13 protein-coding genes and 1 tRNA gene are annotated in these 15,943 nt (G+C 63.8%); 8 read left to right on the top strand and 6 right to left on the bottom strand.

Features of this window, described 5'->3' with window-relative positions; translation table 11 throughout:
* The first annotated feature begins 36 nt into the window (after positions 1–36).
* Both HAP47_RS30355 and HAP47_RS30350 read left to right on the top strand, forming a co-directional pair.
* Complete coding sequence (locus HAP47_RS30355) at positions 37–471, top strand: hypothetical protein (RefSeq protein WP_231168469.1); 435 nt, start codon at positions 37–39, stop codon at positions 469–471.
* Positions 472–573: 102 nt separating this feature from the next.
* The gene (locus HAP47_RS30350; protein ID WP_231168468.1) at positions 574–729 is read left to right on the top strand and encodes a VOC family protein; all 156 of its coding nucleotides are present in this window, start codon (positions 574–576) and stop codon (positions 727–729) included.
* A gap of 116 nt (positions 730–845) precedes the next feature.
* Here HAP47_RS30350 and HAP47_RS30345 read toward each other — a convergent pair whose 3' ends face one another.
* Positions 846–1,109, bottom strand: a complete 264-nt coding sequence (locus tag HAP47_RS30345; RefSeq protein WP_173641421.1) for a DUF6894 family protein — start codon at positions 1,107–1,109, stop codon at positions 846–848.
* Positions 1,110–1,606: 497 nt separating this feature from the next.
* Here HAP47_RS30345 and rpsU point away from each other — a divergent pair, with 497 nt between their 5' ends.
* Both rpsU and HAP47_RS30335 read left to right on the top strand, forming a co-directional pair.
* Positions 1,607–1,903: a 30S ribosomal protein S21 gene (gene rpsU / locus HAP47_RS30340; RefSeq protein WP_173641422.1), complete on the top strand. Its 297-nt coding sequence runs from the start codon at positions 1,607–1,609 to the stop codon at positions 1,901–1,903.
* Between the two features lie 38 nt (positions 1,904–1,941).
* The gene (locus tag HAP47_RS30335) at positions 1,942–2,193 is read left to right on the top strand and encodes a hypothetical protein (RefSeq protein ID WP_173641423.1); all 252 of its coding nucleotides are present in this window, start codon (positions 1,942–1,944) and stop codon (positions 2,191–2,193) included.
* A gap of 278 nt (positions 2,194–2,471) precedes the next feature.
* Here HAP47_RS30335 and HAP47_RS30330 read toward each other — a convergent pair whose 3' ends face one another.
* On the bottom strand, positions 2,472–4,250 hold the full coding sequence (locus tag HAP47_RS30330) for an acyl-CoA dehydrogenase (protein WP_173641424.1): 1,779 nt from the start codon (positions 4,248–4,250) through the stop codon (positions 2,472–2,474).
* 220 nt (positions 4,251–4,470) lie between these two features.
* Between HAP47_RS30330 and HAP47_RS30325 the strand changes: the two genes are divergently transcribed.
* The 4 genes from HAP47_RS30325 to HAP47_RS30310 all read left to right on the top strand — a co-directional run bounded on the left by HAP47_RS30325 (position 4,471) and on the right by HAP47_RS30310 (position 11,752).
* Positions 4,471–4,545 (top strand) — tRNA-Gln (locus tag HAP47_RS30325).
* Between the two features lie 232 nt (positions 4,546–4,777).
* A complete protein-coding gene (locus HAP47_RS30320; protein ID WP_173641425.1) occupies positions 4,778–5,476 on the top strand; it encodes a carboxypeptidase-like regulatory domain-containing protein in 699 nt (232 codons plus the stop codon).
* Between the two features lie 753 nt (positions 5,477–6,229).
* Positions 6,230–9,334 carry a DEAD/DEAH box helicase gene (locus tag HAP47_RS30315; protein WP_173643053.1) on the top strand — a complete coding sequence of 1,035 codons (3,105 nt, stop codon included), beginning with the start codon at positions 6,230–6,232 and terminating at the stop codon, positions 9,332–9,334.
* Positions 9,335–10,177: 843 nt separating this feature from the next.
* Positions 10,178–11,752, top strand: a complete 1,575-nt coding sequence (locus HAP47_RS30310; RefSeq protein WP_173641426.1) for a porin — start codon at positions 10,178–10,180, stop codon at positions 11,750–11,752.
* A 512-nt stretch (positions 11,753–12,264) separates the two neighbouring features.
* On the opposite strand, the gene HAP47_RS30305 is transcribed toward HAP47_RS30310, so the two are convergent.
* The 4 genes from HAP47_RS30305 to HAP47_RS30290 form a co-directional block, all read right to left on the bottom strand.
* Positions 12,265–13,299 (bottom strand): LLM class flavin-dependent oxidoreductase, encoded by a 1,035-nt coding sequence (locus tag HAP47_RS30305; RefSeq protein ID WP_173641427.1) that lies wholly within the window; start codon positions 13,297–13,299, stop codon positions 12,265–12,267.
* Between the two features lie 226 nt (positions 13,300–13,525).
* Entirely contained in the window at positions 13,526–14,449 is a 924-nt protein-coding gene (locus tag HAP47_RS30300) for a glutathione S-transferase family protein (RefSeq protein WP_173641428.1), read from the bottom strand.
* Between the two features lie 111 nt (positions 14,450–14,560).
* Positions 14,561–15,319, bottom strand: a complete 759-nt coding sequence (locus HAP47_RS30295) for an SDR family NAD(P)-dependent oxidoreductase (protein WP_173641429.1) — start codon at positions 15,317–15,319, stop codon at positions 14,561–14,563.
* 37 nt (positions 15,320–15,356) lie between these two features.
* Entirely contained in the window at positions 15,357–15,926 is a 570-nt protein-coding gene (locus HAP47_RS30290; protein ID WP_173641430.1) for a TetR/AcrR family transcriptional regulator, read from the bottom strand.
* Positions 15,927–15,943 lie beyond the last annotated feature (17 nt).

Genomic DNA, 15,943 nt, shown 5'->3' with positions numbered 1-15,943 from the left:
CCCAGCGAGCGCGCACGGCGGCTGGGGAAACTGGACATGCAACTTGCGAAGAACGTGATCGACGTCGGCCTTTCCACCAACAATCTGGAGCCGATGCTGCGGTTCTGGCAGCAGGATGCCGGGCTTCGCTTCGATCATGTGCAACCGATCCGGCGCGGGCAGAAGCAATACCGGCACGACGCGCATGGTTCGGTCATCAAGCTCAACCATCATGTCGAGCCGCTGCCGGATGCGGCACCGAGCGGCTATCGCGAGCTGATCGTTGCGCGAGACGGCGTTGGAGCGCCGCAGCGCATGGCCGATCCCGACGGCAACGGGGTTTGCCTGGTGGCGCCCGGACATGACGGCATCACCCAAGTTGCCGTTTCCATGGCCGTGCGCGACCTCGCCGCGCATCGCAAATTCTACGGCGATATTCTCGGCTTCGCCGAGCAATCCTGGTCGGGCGGTCCGGCGTTTCGCCTCGGCTAGAGCCTGATCCTGCTCAGTGAAGATCGGGCCGCGACCGTCGATCCGGTTCGGGGCGCGCGCGGCTGGCGCTACATCACGCTGCAAGTCGCCGATATCGACGCCGTGCATGCCGGGCTGCGCGCCAAGGGCGTGCGCGAGGGCCTCGCACCGGTCACGCTTGGCGAGGTCGCGCGGATTTCCATGATCCTCGATCCGGATGGCAACTGGATTGAACTGTCCCGCCGCGCATCGATCGTCGGCAGCCTGTCCGATCACTAGAGCGTTTTCGTGCGGTGTGGACGCCGGGGCGCGTGAAGAGAACGCGTCAAACAAGAATCTAGCGCTTCGGTTCTGATCTGATCAGCATCGAAAATGCTGCGCGGACGCCGGCCAAGTTATTGGCGTTCGGTTGCGCGCCGACGCCCCTGGTGCTTCGTTATGCCCCGATTGAGACTGACCTGAAACAGCGGCCCTTGGTCCGTGCGGACCTCGAACGCCAACAAACTGTGTTTGTCCAACGGCGGGTTGTCTTTCGTCATGCTGAGCAATGACTGCATCGCTTCGTGGGCAGCAGTCTCCTCGTCGCGCAGCTCGATACCCTGCCTGTCGGCATAGAGTTCCTCGCCGTTGCGGATGTCGAAATAATAGCGGGTTGCCAATTGCGGCTCCCTCTTTGCGGTGGGAGCTGCCCAGGCTCTCGAATGCCGGCGCGCTGAATTCACCCGGCAGCGCCGCACTCTGCGTCAGCGGGTCCGAATTTGCTACGCAACAATGATATCGATTCAAGGAACCGCTCACGCGCTCGCTCGGGGCCGCTACCGTCTTCCGGCTACGATCTCGAACGCTTGAAGCGCGAGAGATAAACCTCGGAAACTGGCAATTGTGCCTTGCATAGCTGAGATAAGTGTATACTTGTATTGTATCGACTGGCCTTGAGCCTTGTAGATCGGTCCCAGGGGACCCTTTTCCAAAGACATCGTCGGATGAAAGGGAAGGCGCAGTGCTATCAGTGCTGCGGCTGAAGCTTTCGTCACCTTGTTGATCGGCTGCCGTTTCACGGATGTACTGGAATGGCAGTGCGGCCCGCTCTGTCACCGATAGAGCGGGCATTCGTATTTGTGCGCTTGACGTGTCTTCTACCGCGAGAGGTGATCCGTTGCAGGTTCTTGTCAGGGACAACAATATCGACCAGGCACTGCGCGTTCTAAAGAAGAAGATGCAGCGCGAAGGCGTCTTCAGAGAGATGAAGCGCCGCCGCTCGTTCGAAAAGCCTTCGGAAAGAAAGGTTCGGGAGAAAGCCGAGGCCGCGCGGCGAGCTCGCAAGCTTGCCCGCAAGCAGGCGATACGGGATGGATTGATTGCGGCTCCGCCGAAGAAGCCCAGATTGCTGGCGCCGAAATTCCCGGCACTAAGTCAATTGGCACCGCGAACCAGCGGCCCCCGAGAGAGTTAGTCCTCCGTACCGCAATCCTGTTGGAGGGAGCGTGCAAGATGAAGCAGCGACCTTATCGAGGCAATGGATGTCTCCAGGAACGCATCTCTGACGAACTCTGTCGTCGGCGAGCCGAAGACCGGGATGTTCGATCGAAGGACGAGGTACGACGGCAGCGTGCGCAGAACCTCGCCGGCACGGCCATCAACGCAATGGCAGATCATTCGGCCAGCCGGATCGATCAGTCTGCCCGCAAGCATGATCTGCTGGACGGTCCCATGGAGTTTCGCTCGTCTCGCCAGGATCGTTGACGAAACGGTCGTGCAGCTTCTTGCCTTGACTGCTAAACCGATTGGCATGCGACGGGAGTCCTGGTCGGTGCCGACGGGATCGCGGAAGCCCAATCACTGATTTGCCCGACGGCGCAAGCGCCCGCGGCAAAGATATTTCGCTTTATCAGAAATAAAAAAAGCCCGGACGATTCATGTCGCGAGAACGCGAGTCCATGACTCCGCGGCCGCGCCACACATTCACTGTCGTCCTGGCCTTCGCCGGGACGACAATTGCGATGAGGGCGGCGGAAAGCATCCTACCCCGCCAGCACCGCATCCGCGCCGGTCACCGCCTCGGCGCTCTCCGTCACCGTCTTCTCCAGCGACGGCGCCTGCACCGAGATGTTCTCGGCGAAGAAGCGCGCCAGTGCGACGTAGCGCTGCGGCTCGGCGTCGCCGTTCGCCTTGGCGGCCAGTGCCTCGCCGGCAAGCATGCAGCCGCCGAGGGTGGCGCCGAACAGCCGCAAATAGGGCGTCGCGCCGGCCAGCGCCTCGTTCGGCGCCGATGCCAGCCGCTCGAGCAGCCATTTGCTGGTGCGTTCGAGCGCGGCATGGGCGTCACGGAGCTTCGTGCCGGTGGTGCCGAACGCCGGATCGTTGGAGGTCTCGACCTGCTTGATGGTGGCGGCGAGCTCGTCGAGCAGCGCCCACACCGAAGCGCCGCCATTGGCGCCGAGCTTGCGGGTGACGAGGTCGATCGACTGGATGCCGTTGGTGCCTTCATAGATCGAGGTGATGCGGGCGTCGCGGTAATGCTGCGCGGCGCCGGTTTCCTCGATAAAGCCCATGCCGCCATGGACCTGCACGCCGAGATAGGCGACTTCGTTGCCGATGTCGGTGGAGAACGCCTTGGCGATCGGGGTCAGCAGCGCGCCGCGTGCCGCGGCGTCGGCACGGACCTTGGCGTCCTTGGCGCGCACCGAGACGTCGAGCGCGACCGCGGTGGCGTAGCAGATCGTGCGCGCCGCCGCCGTCATGCTGCGCATCTGCATCAGCATGCGCTTGACGTCGGGATGCACGATGATCGGATCCATCCCGTCGCCCTTGTGGCCGACCGCTTTTCCCTGGCGGCGCTCCTGCGCATAGGCCAGCGCCTGCTGATAGGCGCGGTCGGCAATGCCGACGCCCTCGAGGCCGACGCCGAGCCGCGCCTGGTTCATCATCGTGAACATGCAGCGCATGCCAGCGTTTTCCTCACCGATCAGAAAGCCGGTCGCGCCGCCCTTGTCGCCCATGGTCATGGTGCAGGTCGGCGAGGCGTGCATGCCGAGCTTGTGCTCGACGCCGGAGGCATGGATGTCGTTGCGCTCGCCGAGCGAGCCGTCGGCATTGACCATGAATTTCGGAACCAGGAACAGCGAGATCCCCTTGGTGCCGGCGGGCGCATCGGGCAATCGTGCGAGCACGAAGTGCACGATGTTGTCGGTCATGTCGTGCTCGCCATAGGTGATGAAGATCTTGGTGCCCTTGATGCGGTAGGTGCCGTCGGGTGCGCGTTCGGCGCGGGCGCGCAGCGCGCCGACGTCGGAGCCGGCGTTGGGCTCGGTGAGCTGCATGGTGCCGGTCCATTCGCCGGTGACGAGCTTCTCGAGATAGGTCTTCTTCAGCTCGGCGCTGCCATGGGCATCGAGCGCCTCGATCGCCGACAGCGTCAGCAGCGGGCAGAGGCCGAAGGCGACGTTCGATGCGCTCCAGATCTCGGTGCAGGCGGCGTTGATCGCGAGCGGCAGGCCCTGGCCGCCGAACGCTTCCGGTCCCGACACCGCGTTCCATCCCGCGGCGGTCCAGCGCCGATAGGCGTCGGGCCAGCCGGGCGCAGTCGTCACCTTGCCGTTGTCGAGCTTGATGCCGTGCTCGTCGCCGACCTTGTTCAGCGGTGCCAGCACATCGGAGGCGAATTTGCCGGCTTCTTCCAGGACGGCAGCGGTGATGTCGCCGTCGAAGTCGCCGTAGTGGCCGGCCGCCACGGCGGCAGCGAGCCCCGCGCCATGATTGAGGGACAGCAGTATGTCGTTGATCGGCGCACGGTAGGTCATGGCGTTACTCCCGAGGAGGCGTTTGGAAATTGTCTTCCCATGAAACCAGCGACCTCTCAACTGTCCGAGCGGACATCGCCCGGTCTGTTTCGGCCACCGCGGCGCCGCCCTATGATAAGGGTGCCGGCATCAACCTGCGGCTTTCCTGCCTTTTCGCGCGCCGCCCTGTTGAAAAGGCCGAACTCACCCTATAGACCGGCGTGGCCTTCGATCGGCGCGTTGGGGCGTAGCCAAGCGGTAAGGCAGCGGATTTTGATTCCGCCATTCGGAGGTTCGATCCCTCCCGCCCCAGCCATCCCATGCGCGGCATCTAAGTACTTGAAAAATAACATGTATGGGCCGAGACTGGCTGGCTTCCGTGGGTTGGCATCAGCCGCCGCCAGGTCGGCGGCATCCGGGGCGAGATCATTGAAAGTCTCTCGCCCGTCGCTGCAAGTCCCGGTTTTGGCGAGCGAATCCGGGGGAGGCCGATTCGATCGCGACTGCCCGCCGAGACGGTCGTCCTGGTTGACCGTCTTCGGCCAGGAATGCGCGGCGCGGCCGGCCCGCGTGAGATTCCCGTTGGCGATGGCGGCACGGTTTCCATTCTGGAAGATCGGCCGCCGGATGGGCGTGTGTCGTCCAGCACCTGGTCTGTCCCGCGTCTGAAGAAGCTCGATGAGTGGGTATCGCACACCCTCGATGTGACGCAGTTGGCTTGGTCCAAATTCATCGACGAGGGCGACGACTGGCGTCGGCCCGGCCTCCCGCTCGGAAGGGTCAAGGAGGTGAGGGTGTCGTTGATGAACGCGCCTGCCGGCACGACGCTCGATGTGCAAAATTTCAGGGCTTTGCGGCCCTCCGGGAACGGTCAGGCTTCGGACGGCGCCAAGTTGATCGCGGGCCGCGTCACCCTGGACGGCCGGATGCCGGCGCCGGGAGTGGAAGTTCGAGCGGCGACAGAGTCCGGACGCATCTCCTCTACCGCGACCGATCAAGACGGGTACTACTTTTTCCCCGAACAGCCGAGCGGGCAAATCGTGAGCATCCGTGCTCAACTGGGCTCACGGCAGTGCTTCCCAAGGCAGGGGCGCCGTATCGAGATCGGCAAGGACGAGGCCGAGCTCGACATTGAAGTGGGGCGGAACCTGCAACTCTCCGGCAGATCGTCTCTGTCTCCAGCCAATACCGTCGCCGATCCACAAGCTTGCGAAACGATGCCGGAGCTTTTGGCGCAAGAGCGGTAGTTGCCCAATATCGCTTGAGCGGGGAGGCCGCCGCTGTGTTGACCTGCGAAAAATTCTTGCGGGTTAGGGTCACATGAATCATCGCAGTTCACCGAGAACTCTCGTGTTGCGCGACGTGGCGTCGGCGCATCTCGTGTACCGCAAGCGCAAGCTCTGTCGGATGGCTCGCCGCGAACGCTCGGCACTGCGCAGCCATTCACGCATCGCATAAGACTGCAATGGCGCGACGCTATCCTTCAACGCCTGCCACGCGGCAGCTGCGCAGGAACGTCTCAAGACAATCGAAGCTGTTCGCCGTGCAGGGCACACAGCCCTGCGCGTCGTCGTCGGCATCGGCGCCGATGTGGCTCACACCCCTTAGACAATTTGAGCTGGCGCGACGCGCAGCTGGCCTGTGGTGATTGTTCGCGCCGGTGAATTCTCGGACGCCCTGGTGGGCGCGATCCGATGTGAAGGCTGGACTACCATCAGAATGGCGGCGCGGAGCGAGACATCCTCCGATGCCGCAATTGATCTTGAACCCACCGCTATCCAACGCGAATGCGAGACTGTAAGGAGGTCGCTGGCCGCGTGCGTCGGGGGGCGCTGGCGGGCCGCGATCGACTTGACGTGCCTGTCACCAGGCGATCGGACTCACGACATAACGATGGATTTGACGTGGCGAATACCAAGAAGGCTCGCGCGGCTGCTGGCGCGAAAAAGAAAAGCAGGGGATTGACGCGTTCCGGGATCTCATCCTCCTCGCCACTTGGCATGCTGGCGCTGCATCTTCTCGAGCAATGGAAGAAGTCCGGGCGTGACGGCATCGTCTTCCTTGCGGAAAGCGAGAACAGGGCGGAGCGCCTCGGCAGCGTGCTGCATTCGCTCGATCCTTCGCTCGAGGTGCTGGTGTTCCCGAGGCTAAATACCTTGCCGTTTGACGGGCTGGAGCCGTCGCACGAGATCGCCGGCAGGCGGAGCTCGGTGTTGCGGCGTCTCGCGAAGAGCAAGAAGCCGGTCTTCCTGGTGTCGACGGCGGAGGCGATCATGGAGCGGTTGCCGCTGCCCGCCAGCTGGGGCCGCCTCAGCATCAGCCTGAAGGTCGGTGCGCGCTATTCCGAGCAGGAACTCAAGGATCGTCTGGAAGCTCTGGGATACGATCTCGACGAAGAGGCGGACTATCCCGGAAGCGTCCTGTTCCACGGAATGACGTTCGAAGTGTTTCCTGCCGGCGCCCTCGGGCCGTACAGAATCGAGCATTCCGGTGGCGTGATCCGCAGGATAGCCGGAGTAGATCCCAACGAACACGACGTCGTGTTCGACACCCAGGAGCTGCTCATCGATCCGATGTCGGAACGGATTGCGTTGGGAGGCAAGCGAGCACAGCGGGCGGCGCTGCCGGATTATTGCCCACGCGCCCGCTGGATCGCGGACGCCGGAGTTGCGGGTCATGCCGATAGCTGGCTGAGCACGATCAAGGAGGCGGCCGGCCGCAGAGAGACGGAGCGCGAGTACTTCGGCCCCGTCGACTGGAAGCGTCTGACCAAGCGCATGAGTGCGCTGCCTCGCAAGGCGGCGTTCACCCCGACGCCCGATTTCTCGAAGGTCGCCTCGTCGCGAAAGGCGCTCCGCGCCTTTGTCGCCGACATGCAGCGCGCCGGATCGCGGCTGGTGTTTGTTGCGGCGGTGGAGGACGACCTGCGCGCGATCGAGCGCATGAGCGGGATCAAGGCGGAGCGCGTCGGAGGTTGGAGCGAGGCGGCGAAGGGGCGGGGCGGCGAAGCGGCCCTGCTGGCTGACTTCGACACCGGCTTCATCGGTTCGGGCCGCAAGCCGCTTGTCGTCGTCACGGCGACCGACGTGCTCGGCAGCCGGGCTCATCATCCGCAACCCATGGCCAGAGCCTGGAGTGCGGCCTTCGATCATCCCGACGTGCCGAAGCGCGGCGCGGTCGTCGTTCATCTGCCGCGCGGGCTGGCCGTGCTCGATGGCTTGCAAACCCTCGACATGGGGAAGGGATCATCGCGCGAGATGATCAGGCTGGGATTTGCCGGGGATGATGCCGTGCTCGTTCCGCCCGCCGACCTTGCGCTGATCTGGCCGTATGCGGCGGAGCGCGGCAAGCTGACCTTGGACAAGGCGGACGGAAGCACGTGGTGGACGCGACGGACCAAGGCGGAGCAGGAAATTCAACTTGCCGCCAAGGCGCTTGCCAAACACATCGCGCAGCGACGTCGCCGGCGCGCGCCCAAACTGGTCGCTCCCGGTCCCGCATACGAGCGGTTCGTCGCGCGCTTTCCGTATTTCACGACAGTCGACCAGGCGAAGGCGATTCGGGATGTGCTGGATGATCTTGCGTCGGGTCATCCGATGGACCGGGTCGTTTGCGGCGACGTCGGGTTTGGCAAGACCGAGGTTGCGTTGCGCGCGGCGGCGGCCGTTGCCCTGTCAGGCAAGCAGGTTGCCGTCGTCGTGCCAACGACCGTCCTGGCAAGGCAGCACGTCGCGACGTTCCGCAAACGGTTTGCCCCGCTCGGCATCGAAGTCGGAAGCTTGTCGCGCGCGACGTCGGCTGCGGAGATGAAGCAGACGAAGGAAGGCCTGCGAAGCGGAAAGATGAAGGTCGTGGTCGGCACGCAGGCGATCGCATCGAAGGACGTGAAATTCGCCAAGCTGAGCCTGGTCATTGTCGACGAAGAGCAGCACTTCGGGGCGGCGGAGAAGGCGAAGCTTTCGGGCCTGGCGAAGAGCGTCCATACGCTTTGGATGAGTGCCACGCCGATCCCGCGCACGCTTGCGGCAGGTCTCGCCGGATTCAGGGACCTGAGCGTGATCGCATCCCCGCCGGTGCATCGGCTTCCGGTCGCGACCAAGATCGCGCCGCTTTCGGACGCCGCCATTGCCGCTGCACTGCTGCGCGAGCAGCGACGTCACGGGCAAAGCTTCCTGATCTGTCCGCGCATCCAGGATCTGGATCCGCTGTTGGCACGCGTGCAGGCGGTGGCTCCGGAACTGCGCATCGTTTGCCTGCATGGCAAGCTACCGGCCGACGAGATTGACGATCGAATGATGAGCTTCGTCGAAGGCGGGGCGGACGTGCTGCTGGCGACCAACATCGTGGAAAGCGGTCTCGACATTCCGCGGGCGAACACCATCGTGGTCTGTTGGCCGGAAAAGTTTGGGCTGGCACAGCTCCACCAACTCAGAGGGCGGGTGGGGCGCGGTGGCACGCGCGCCTTCGCGTACATGCTGACGGAATCGAACTCGGAGCAATCGGGCAAGCGTTTGGCCGTTCTCGAGGAGTTCAGCAGACCGGGCGCCGGTTTCGCGATCAGCGAGCGCGATCTGGACCTCAGAGGTGCCGGAGATCTGCTTTCCGAGCGGCAATCCGGCCACGTGCAGGTTTTCGGGCCGGTGCTTTATAGCCACCTTCTGAAACAGGCTTCGGAGAAGACCAACGACCGGGCCGCGGATCTTTGGGTGCCCGATCTCAATCTTCCAGTCGCCGACCTGCTGCCCAGGAATTATGTGCAATCGGAATCCATGCGCCTTGAAATCTATGGCCGCGTCGCGAGGTGCCGGAGCGAAGACGATCTGGAAGATCTGGAGGAAGAGACCTCTCGCCGCTTCGGCAAGCTGCCGCCGGCCGGCCGGGATTTCTTCACAGCGGCAAGGCTCAGGATCGATTGCAAGCGGCGAGGTATCGTGAGGCTCGACGTCGGGCCGGAGGCCGTCGCAGCGACATTCCTGCCGGGGAGGCTGCCCAAATCCAGAGCACGATCGCTACAACGCGACGGCGATCGCGTCTTTTATTCAGGCAAGACAAACGAACCGCCGTTCGAGCGGATCGATGATCTGCTCGATATCTTGGACGAGTGAGTACGACATAACTCCTGGCCAAGCCTTCGTCGTCGGTGTGCTCCGATGTGACCGATCGCGCCGCCGCTTCGCGGTGCTCCTGACGTTCGTCAGATGCGAGTCTTGTGACTGCAGCGGGCTGTTTCGCGCCATGTGAGTGCATCGCGCGAGCAGTGGAGATATTTCATCGTGTGCCGGCTGCGGAGAACAAATCGACTGATTCCGTGCGCTGACATCGCCGTGACATGTAGCAACGGTAGTGCACATGTGAGGCGGTCCGTCCGCCGTCGTCCAACCTGCTCCGAGCAATCGGAATGCCCCCTTCCAGGCGCGAGTCGACGGTATTTGGAGCGGGCTATGTCGTTCAGATACCGGCATTTTCGAGCCGAAATTTTGGGCACGGAGCCGGAATCAGTGGCGTCGGAACAGCCTCCGATTTTCGTTTTCTCCGTAGGACGATGCTTTTTGCACACCGTTCCGCCCGGTGTTGCCCAAGCTTGGGCCCGCTAGCGGTATCTCCGGTATTATCGCTATATTTCAATGGCTTGTCGAAACGCCGCAGTTCAAATACCCGTGGTATTTGTGCAACATTTGCCCGAAAACAGCCGTAACTTACCTCTACGCGAGCGGTCTTTTGTTGCGTGATCGGGGGCCTTCTGTCTCATATGGAACTGCGACGGAGGGGGGCATCCCAAGGTCGTCCCGTTTTAGGTGGTTCGCTTAAGTCCCTCGCGTTCATGCGGGTGTGTCCGAAGGCGCGAAGCGACTGAGCGGGGATTTAAGGGACAAAGGGAACCAACCTGAGGGTGTTTTACCCGGCGGATCCGGAACCTTCCCTGAGATAGAGCAACTTGGAGGTTTAACATGAAGATGGTTAAGAGCCTTATCCTCGGCTCGGCGGCGGCTCTCGTCGCGGTCGGCGGAGCTCAGGCGGCCGATCTTCCCGTCAAGGCCAAAGCGGTCGAGTACGTGAAGGTTTGCTCCCTGTATGGTCCCGGTTTCTACTACATCCCGGGCACCGATACCTGTATCAAGCTGGGCGGCTATCTGCGCGCAGACGTTCTGGTGAACACCAACTCGGACAACACCGGCAACACCTCGGGCGCTGGCGGGGCGAAAAATCGCTTCACCAACGGCTATACTTGGCGGTCTCGTGAAGACCTCAACATCGACACGCGCACCGCGACCGAATACGGCGTCGTCCGCACCTTCTTCGATGCGACGTTCTCCTGGACGTCGGACACCTACGCTGGCCAGGGCAACGGCGCGACCGTTTACTCGCCGATCGGTACCGCTTCGGCTCCGAACAACGCGAACTCCGGTGCGGTTGCTGGTGGTACGGTCGGCGTCTACTACGCCTTCATCCAGTTCGCCGGCTTCACCATGGGTAAGGCGGTCTCGCAGTTCTCGGCTCCGTGGGCCAACTACCCGGGCAACAACTACGACGGTCTCGTCGGCGGCGGCGGTACGATCACTGGCGTGAACCAGTTCACCTACACCGCTCAGTTCGGCAACGGCGTGTCGCTGTCTCTGTCGGCTCAGGATCAGACCCAGTACTATCAGGCTGGTGTGGCCAATCTTGGCGCCCTTAGCCCGATCGGCGCCGCTATCGGCGCTACCGGTCCTTTCGGCGCCAGCGACTATGCCGGCACGGTTGCTCCGGACTTCGTCGCGATGCTGCGTGTCGACCAGGCTTGGGGACTGTTCCAGGCTTCGTTCGCGGCGCATGACAATCATGCGGCCTACTACGGCGGCACTGAGTTGACCGGTCATCCGGACGACAGGTGGGGCTGGGCTGGTCAGTTGGCCTTGTCGATCAAGAACATCCCGACCGGACCGGGCGACACCATCAACATGCAGGGCGTGTATACGGACGGCGCGACCCGCTACAACATCCAGGACCTCGCCGGCTCGGCAGGTGCGAATACCATTTATGGCGGCACCGGTCTGGCCGGCGCCTATCAGAGCGTAGGGTTCGGCATTGCGCCCGACTCGGTGTTCGCGACCGGAACACAGCAGCAGCTGGTTCAGACCTGGGGCTTCCGCGGTGCATACGTGCATAACTGGAACCCGTACTGGAACACCTCGATCTACGGTGCTTATGCTGCTGTGATGTACAACGACACGGCCAAGACCCTCATCTGCGGTGTTGGCGGCGTCGGTGGTTCGATCCGGAGCGCACTTGCTCCTGCGGGCAGCGGAGCTGCTATCACCACCTGCAACCCCGACTACAACATCGCGCAGCTCGGTACGCAGACCCAGTGGACCCCCATCAAGAACCTGACCTTCTCGGCGGACTTGGTCTACACCCATCTCGATCAGAAGAGCGAAGGCACGGTCGTGGCGCCCAGCGCTCCTATCGGCAAGCCCGCAGCTCTCTACGAGCTGAAGGACCAGAATACGCTTCTCCTGATGCTCCGCGCTCAGCGCAACTGGTAATACCGGTTGATCTGACTGTGATCTAACAGAGCCCCCGGTGGAAACATCGGGGGTTTTGCTTTGTTCGGCGATGCGTCTGCGGCGCGGCAGCCATTTTTTCTTTTGCACGATGTCAAATTTGGGTCATTGACGCGGGCCAACCCGCGATGGACGTTTGGCGAGCCATGACGGTAGCCCAACAAATAATTCGCATAATCCGCGAGCAGCCAGGTCTCACCGAGCGCCAACTTGCCGAGCGGCTGTTCGGCAAGGGAGGTTCCATACAGCGCGTCAATCCAACGTGCCGGAAGTTAGTGGCAATGGGCTGGCTAGAGCGACATGGCCGGGGATGGGGGGCGGACCCGTTCACCTATCATTCTACGAAACCTAAGCTCTGACTCGAGAGCACGGCTGAGGCGACTGTCTCGGTAGCAGATGCACATGCTGCGTCCCGGTTGATCTGACTGCGATCCAACAGAGCCCCCGGCGCCAAAACGCCGGGGGTTTTGCTTTGGTGGGCGCGCTCTCGCCGATCAGCCGGCGAGCATGTCGCGCACCATCGGCACCACCTTGCGGCCGTAGAGCTCGATGCTCTTCATCAGCTTCTCATGCGGCAGCCGGCCCGCCGAATATTTCAGCTGGAAGCGCGCCGCGCCGAGCGCCTTCACGGTCGCCGCGATCTTGCGGGCGACGGTTTCCGGCCCGCCGACATAGAGCGAGCCGTGTTCGGCCTCGGCTACGAACTCGTCGCGGCTCATCGGCGGCCAGCCGCGCTCCTTGCCGATCCGGTCACGCATGACCTTGTAGTCGGGCCACAACTCCTCGCGAGCTTGCGCGTCGGTCTCGGTGACGTAGCCCGGCGAATGCACGCCGATCGGCTTCGGCGTCCGGCCGAACTGCTGGTAGGCGCGCTGGTGCAGGTCGACATAGGGCGCAAAGCGCTTGGGATCGCCGCCGATGATCGCGAGCATCAGCGGCAGGTCGTAATGCGCCGCGCGCACCACCGATTCCGGGCTGCCGCCGACGCCGATCCAGGTCTTCAGCCGGCCGTGCTCGACCGGCGGATAGACCGACTGGCCGCTGAGCGGCGGCCGCAGCTTGCCTTCCCAGCTCACCGGCTCCTGCTTCAGGAGTTCGACGAACAGGTCGAGCTTCTCCTCGAACAGCTCGTTGTATTGCCTGAGGTCGAAGCCGAACAGCGGGAACGACTCGGTGAATGAGCCGCGGCCGAGGATCACCTCGGCGCGGCCGTTCGAGACCGCATCGACGGTTGCGAAGCGCTGGAAGACGCGGATCGGATCGTCCGAGCTCAGCACGGTCACCGCCGAGCCGAGGCGGATGTTCTGGGTGCGCGCGGCGATCGCCGCCAGCACGGTCTCGGGGGAGGAGATCGCGAAGTCGGCCCTGTGGTGCTCGCCGAGCCCGATGAAATCGATCCCGAGTTGATCGGCCAGCACTGCCTCGTCGACGACGTTGCGGATCACCTGGGCGTGGGGCAGCGGCGCACCGGCTGCGTCCCTGGTGACGTCGCCGAACGTGTCGAGCCCGAATTCGAGAGAGGTCGTCATCAATCAGTCCAGTTGTCGGCGTGGCGAAGCATCCGCCACGGGCCACCCATCGCACGCAGGCCGAGAGGTCGTGTTGCTGCGGAGAATGTCCGCAAGCCCTGCGCTGTGGAGCCTTCGGTTGGAGATCCAGTGGAGCTATTGCCTGTTCGCCGGCCGGCAAGGCCACGCTGCGAAACGCAGCGTTTCCAGGTCGCTTGTATCCGGCCTGCGGCCGAGGCCGGGGCGATCAGTCCGGGATGACCAGGAAGCCGGCCCGCGGGAAATGCACCACGACCTCGCCTGTGCGTTCGTCGGACCGGCGGATCGCGATGTGCTGTGCGGACAGCGAGACGATCTCGCCGCGGACCGGGATCTTGCCGTAGTCATCCGGCATCACGCTGACGATGTCGCCGGGCTTGCGACCGTTCGGATCCAAAGGGTCGTCGAAAACAGGCGACTCCGGCCGCGCCTTCGCCGCGATCTCGAGCGCGTTTGCCGACGACATCTCGGTGCGTGTGCCGTGGCCGATGGCGCGGACGCGCTCTTCCCACGCCGCAGTACGTGGCAAGTGCTTCATGATCTCGTCGATCGTGGCGACGCTCTGCCGCGCATACCACACGTTCATGTAGGCGCTGACGTCGGCGAGGCTGAACTCGCCGAACAGCCACTGCCGGCCGTCACCGAGTTGCGCCTCGATCCAGTCGACATTGGCGCGGAACTGGTCGCGCATCTGCGGCAGCGCCGCGGTCATGGCGGCGACGTCGAACTTGGCGCCGCGCAGCTTCTCGCGATCCTCGGTGAAATCCTGCGGGACCTTGTCGCCGATGAAGCCGAACGCGAGGGTGACCGTGTTCTGGAAGAACGGCCGGTCGGTCCACATGCCGAGCGCCCAGGGCATCCCGGCGTTGCCTGCGGGAAACAGCGTCGGCGTCGGATAGCGCCGCTCCAGCTCGCGGATGATCACCTGGGTGTCACAGTAGATGTCCGCGCCGATCTGCATCGTCGGCGTACGGCGATAGCCGCCGGTCATCGGCATCAAATCCGGCCTCGGCATGATCCGGGAAATCCGTACCGAGTTCCAGGCAAGCTTCTTGAATCCGAAGATGACGCGGATTTTCTCGGAGAACGGCGATTGATCGAAATGATGCAGGATCGGCGTGGGCTGCGACATGGCCTTCTCCCGGGATAGGGGTGCGATCTCCTCGGACCTTGTCGCACAGCCTGACGAGATTTCGGCGGATCGCAACCCGTTTCTCGGGAGAAGGACGACGGCGCAGGGTCGTCAGAACGACTCCGCCCATGGCCGCAGGTCGAGCTCCAGCGTCCATGCGCTGCGATGCTGGTGATGCAGCACCCAATAGGCGTCCGCGATGGCTGCGATGTTGAGCAGCCCATCCGGCCCGCGGTCGTCCTTCAATTGCGGGCGTACACTGAGCAGGCGATCGCCCTCGATGCCGCCGTCGACCACGACATGGCCGACATGAATGCCCTGCGGCCCGAATTCCCGCGCCACGCTCTGCGCCAGCGCGCGCAGCGCGGCCTTGGCGGAGGCGAATGGCGAGTAGTTGGCCTTGCCGCGCAACGAGCCGCTGGCGCCGGTGAACACCAGCGTGCCGCCGCCCCGCGCAAGCAGGGCAGGGATCGCGGCCTGTGCGAGCTGGAATCCGCCGAGCGCGTGTTCGCGCCAGTGCTCCTCGAAGCGCTGTTCGGTGACCTTCAAGAACGGCGCGGGCCGGTTGGAGCCTGCATTGTGCACGGCCATCGCCAGCGGGGCGAGCTTTCCGGCAGCCTCGACGAAGCGGGCGACATCCGCGGCACTTGAGGCATCGCCGACGACATGGGTGACTTTGGCGCCGGTTGCTGCGAGTTCGGCCGCCGTCGCGGCGAGCTTCTCGGCGTTTCGTCCGGCGATCGCGACGGGATAGCCGCCGGCTGCAAAACGACGCGCGATCGCGGCGCCGAGGCCATTGGATGCGCCGACGCCGGCGATCAGCACGCTTCCCTGCACAGCGGTCGGCTCGAGGCCGGATCGGTCGTTCATGGCTCACTCCATCAAGCTGCCCGCGGCGCGGGCGAAATCATTCGTCGGATGCCATCGCGACGATGCTGTCGCGCACCGTGCGCAGAATGGCATCGGACCGCTTCGGATCGGTGATGACGCGCGAGATCGCGAGTGCGCCGACCATCGCACTCACCGCGACGATTGCGTCGCTGTCGTCACCGTCGCCGAACGCATCGGCGACCTTGGCGATGAAGGATTCGATGTGCGGTTCCATCACCGCGCGGCACTGCTCATCGGCGCGGCCGACATCGGAGATCAGTGCGCCGATCGCGCAGCCCGACTTCGGCGAGTCGCGATGGCTGCGGCTGAGATAGCTTCGCACCAGGGAGTTGACGCTGACCGGCTTGTCGGGATCGCGGGATGCGCGCGCCGACGCCTCGCCCAAGGTCAGCGCCTGTTCCAGCGCCGCGGCGATCAGGTCGGAACGCGAGGCGAAGTGGCCATAGAAGCCGCCATGGGTCAGCTTCACCTGCTGCATCAGGCTTCCGATGCTGAGCGCGTCGAGCCCCTTGTCGCGGATCTGCGTCGCAGCCTCGTTCAGAATCCGCTCACGGCTCCTGGCCTTGTCGGCCTGGGAATGCCCCATTTCGTATAGCCCCTGTT

It is taken from the genome of Bradyrhizobium sp. 41S5, from assembly GCF_011516665.3.
Classification (GTDB): Bacteria; Pseudomonadota; Alphaproteobacteria; order Rhizobiales; family Xanthobacteraceae; genus Bradyrhizobium; species Bradyrhizobium quebecense.
This window is presented reverse-complemented; position numbering and strand designations above follow the sequence as displayed.